The sequence below is a fragment of the Stenotrophomonas sp. GD03958 genome (genome assembly GCF_029839005.1).
In the GTDB taxonomy this organism is placed as follows: domain Bacteria; phylum Pseudomonadota; class Gammaproteobacteria; order Xanthomonadales; family Xanthomonadaceae; genus Stenotrophomonas; species Stenotrophomonas hibiscicola.
In genome coordinates this window covers 1-3,702 of sequence record NZ_JAOBZT010000135.1, presented here as the reverse complement: position 1 = coordinate 3,702, position 3,702 = coordinate 1, and the positions used below count along the sequence as shown (strand labels likewise).

The window sequence follows — 3,702 nt, the reverse complement described above, 5'->3', positions numbered from 1 at the left end:
CCCGGACGCCCCCGAACCGAATGCCATGAAGAAGTTGTTCCTGCTGCTGGCCGCCCTGCTCTGCCTGGGCCTGGTCGGCTGTGACAAGGATTACCGCAACCACCGCGCCGAGCGCGGCAAGCCCAAGATTTCCGTCAGCGAAGGGATGGTGACCGTGCGTCGCCCGCCGGCACCGAACATCATCATCCTCGGCGATGGCACGATGAAGGTGGACGAGATCCAGATCCCGCTCGACGAAGGGCAAAAGCAGATGCTGCAGACGATGTTCGGCAGGCTGCAGGTACTGCGCCAGAACACCCTGGTCGCCGCCCCGGCCGATCCCAACATGCAACCGGTGAAGATCCAGCCGCCGGAAGGCATGGAAGTGATCCCGGCCGACCTGGTCCAGCGCATCCCCGAGTTCAAGGACTACACCGACACCTTCGGCAACATCGTCGCCGACCGTCGCTGAAAAAACGCCGCCCCCTGGGCGGCGTTTCCTCTTGTAGAGCCGAGCCCATGCCCGGCTCAGGTCCAGGAAGCAGCCGAGCATGGGCTCGGCCCTACGACCGGCGCATCAACCGCCGCCGCCACCGCCCCCCGCGTGGATGCCACCGGCAGTCAGCGCGGTGGGGTCCAGCAGGCGGCGCAGTTCCGCTTCCTGCAGGCCGCTGTCTTCCAGCGCTACGTCCAGCACCGGGCGCTGTTCCTTGTAGGCACGCTTGGCAATGGCCGCTGCCTTCTCGTAGCCGATGATCGGGTTCAGCGCCGTGACCAGGATGGGATTGCGCGACAGCGCCTCGGCAACACGGTCTTCGCGCACCTTCAGCCCGGCAATCGCGCTGTCGGCCAGCAGCCGCGACACATTGGCCAGCAGGCCGATGCCATCCAGCAGGTTCACCGCGATCAGCGGCAGGGTGACGTTGAGCTGGAAGTTGCCGGTCTGCCCGGCCACGGTGATCGCGGTGTGGTGGCCAATCACCTGCGCGCACGCCATCACGGTTGCTTCCGGAATCACCGGGTTGACCTTGCCCGGCATGATCGAGCTGCCCGGCTGCAGTGCCGGCAGTTCGATCTCGCCCAGCCCGGCCAGCGGACCGGCGTTCATCCAGCGAAGATCATTGGCGATCTTGATCAGCGCCACCGCCAGCGCATTGAGCTGGCCCGACAGTTCCACCGCATCGTCCTGCGCGGCCAGGCCTTCGAACTTGTTCTCGGCGCTGTCGAACTTGAAACCGGTCTGTTGCTTCAGTCCCTTGGCTACCTGCGCGCCAAAACGCGGGTCGGCGTTGATGCCGGTGCCGATGGCGGTGCCACCCAGCGGCAGGCGGCGCACGCGCTTGAGGCTGTCTTCGATGCGCTCCTGCGCCGAGGCCAGCTGCGCCGACCATGCGCCGAACTCCTGCTCGAAGGTCAGTGGCATCGCGTCCATCAGGTGGGTACGGCCGGTCTTGACCACCTTGCGCAGGCTGCGGCCCTTCTTGTCGAGGGTCTTGCGCAGGTGCACCAGCGCCGGCAGCAGCTGTTCGTGCGTCGCCAGCACCGCCGACACGCGCAGCGCGGTCGGGATCACGTCGTTGGAGCTCTGCCCCTGGTTGACGTGGTCATTGGGATGCACGGTGGTCTTGCCCGCCTTGCCGGCACGGTTGGCCAGGGTGGCGATGACCTCATTGGCATTCATGTTCGACGACGTGCCCGAACCCGTCTGGTAGACATCGATCGGGAAGTGCGCGTCCCAGTTGCCGGCAGCCACTTCGGCGGCAGCGGTCTGGATGGCCTTGGCCACGGTCTTCGGCAGGTGTCCCAGCTCCGCGTTGACGCCCGCGGCCGCGCCCTTGACCAGGCCCAGCGCGCGGATGAAACCGCGCGGCATGCGCTGGCCCGACACCGGGAAGTTCTGCACGGCACGCTGGGTCTGCGCGCCCCACAGGGCATCCGCAGGCACCTGCAGCTCGCCCATGCTGTCGTGTTCGATTCTGAAATCCTTGCTTGCAGCTTTGCTCATTGCATCAACTCCGCACTACTTCAGTTGGGGAAAGGGAAGCGGCGGCTGGCAGGGTGTCGCTTCCCGGGCTGGCGGCTGCGCCAACGATACTCCCTTGCCCGCAGCGTGGGATGACGAGGACGGGCCAGAACGTTCCGTCCGCACGGTCGTGTTGTAGAGCCGAGCCCATGCTCGGCTGCCCGCAGGGCGCCGGATTCTCCGAAGCAGCCGAGCGTGGGCTCGGCTCTACAGGGCACGCCCCGCCGGCTCGTCGTAGAATATCGGCCCCGCCGCTCGTCCCAGCCCTGCCGACATGTCCGATTCCGCCCTGCTCGCCCTGTCCCCGCTCGATGGCCGCTACGCCGGCAAGGTCGACGCGCTGCGCCCGATCTTCTCCGAATACGGCCTGATCAAGGCCCGCATCACGGTCGAGGTGGAATGGCTGCTGGCGCTGGCCGCCGAACCGGGCATCGTCGAACTGGCGCCGTTCTCCGACGCCGCCGTCGCCCGCCTGCGCGACCTGGCCGCCCGCTTCAGCCCGGCCCAGGCCGCGCGCGTGAAGGAGATCGAGCGCACCACCAACCATGACGTCAAGGCGGTGGAGTACTTCATCAAGGAACAGCTGAAGGATGACGCCGAGCTGGCGCCGGCGCTGGAATTCGTGCATTTCGCCTGCACCAGCGAAGACATCAACAACCTCAGCTACGGCCTGATACTGGAACAGGCCCGCCGCGAGGTGCTGCTGCCGACCCTGGACGGCATCGCCAGCACCCTGCGCACCCTGGCCCACGCCCAGGCCGGCCAGCCGATGCTGTCGCGCACCCACGGCCAGACCGCCTCGCCGACCACGCTGGGCAAGGAACTGGCCAACGTGGTCGCCCGCCTGGAGCGCCAGCGCCGGCAGATCGCTGCGGTCGAGCTGACCGGCAAGATCAACGGCGCGGTCGGCAACTACAACGCCCACGTGGCCAGCTACCCGGACGTGGACTGGCCGGCCTTCGCCGAGCGCTTCGTGACCGGCCTGGGCCTGGTATTCAACCCGTACACCACGCAGATCGAGCCGCACGACAACGTGGCCGAGATCGGCGATGCCGCACGCCGCGCCAACATCATCCTGATCGATCTGGCCCGCGACATCTGGGGCTACATCTCGCTGGGCTATTTCAAGCAGCGCCTGAAGGAAGGCGAAGTCGGCTCGTCGACGATGCCGCACAAGGTCAACCCGATCGACTTCGAGAATGCGGAAGGCAATTTCGGCATCGCCAACGCCTTGTTCGAGCACTTCAGCGCCAAGCTGCCGATCAGCCGCTGGCAGCGTGACCTGACCGATTCCACCGTGCTGCGCGCACTGGGCACCGCGTTCGGCCACAGCCAGGTGGCGCTGGATTCGCTGGCCAAGGGCCTGGGCAAGCTGGAAGTGAACCCGCAGCGCCTGGATGCCGATCTGGACGCGGCCTGGGAAGTGCTGGCCGAAGCCGTGCAGACGGTGATGCGCCGCCATGGCCTGCCGAATCCGTACGAGCAGCTGAAGGCGCTGACCCGCGGCCAGGGCATCACTGCTGAGTCGATGCGGGCGTTCGTGCAGGGGCTGGAGCTGCCGGCGGATGCGAAGCAGCGCCTGCTGGAGATGACCCCGGGCAGCTACACCGGCCTGGCCGAGTCGCTGGCTAAGAAGATTTAAGGGGTTTGCTTGCGGCGGCGGCCGCGGGCGCTGCCTGCGGCAGGCAACGGCAACGGCA

3 protein-coding genes are annotated in these 3,702 nt (G+C 67.2%); 2 read left to right on the top strand and 1 reads right to left on the bottom strand.

The features are described 5' to 3' along the window. The first annotated feature begins 25 nt into the window (after positions 1 to 25). Positions 26 to 451 carry a hypothetical protein gene (locus N5C25_RS20335; RefSeq protein ID WP_032953534.1) on the top strand — a complete coding sequence of 142 codons (426 nt, stop codon included), beginning with the start codon at positions 26 to 28 and terminating at the stop codon, positions 449 to 451. A gap of 105 nt (positions 452 to 556) precedes the next feature. Here N5C25_RS20335 and N5C25_RS20330 read toward each other — a convergent pair whose 3' ends face one another. Further along, positions 557 to 1,984: a class II fumarate hydratase gene (locus N5C25_RS20330; protein ID WP_279937786.1), complete on the bottom strand. Its 1,428-nt coding sequence runs from the start codon at positions 1,982 to 1,984 to the stop codon at positions 557 to 559. Positions 1,985 to 2,276: 292 nt separating this feature from the next. Here N5C25_RS20330 and purB point away from each other — a divergent pair, with 292 nt between their 5' ends. Then, positions 2,277 to 3,644 carry an adenylosuccinate lyase gene (gene purB / locus N5C25_RS20325; protein WP_279937785.1) on the top strand — a complete coding sequence of 456 codons (1,368 nt, stop codon included), beginning with the start codon at positions 2,277 to 2,279 and terminating at the stop codon, positions 3,642 to 3,644. The last annotated feature ends 58 nt before the right edge of the window (positions 3,645 to 3,702 follow it).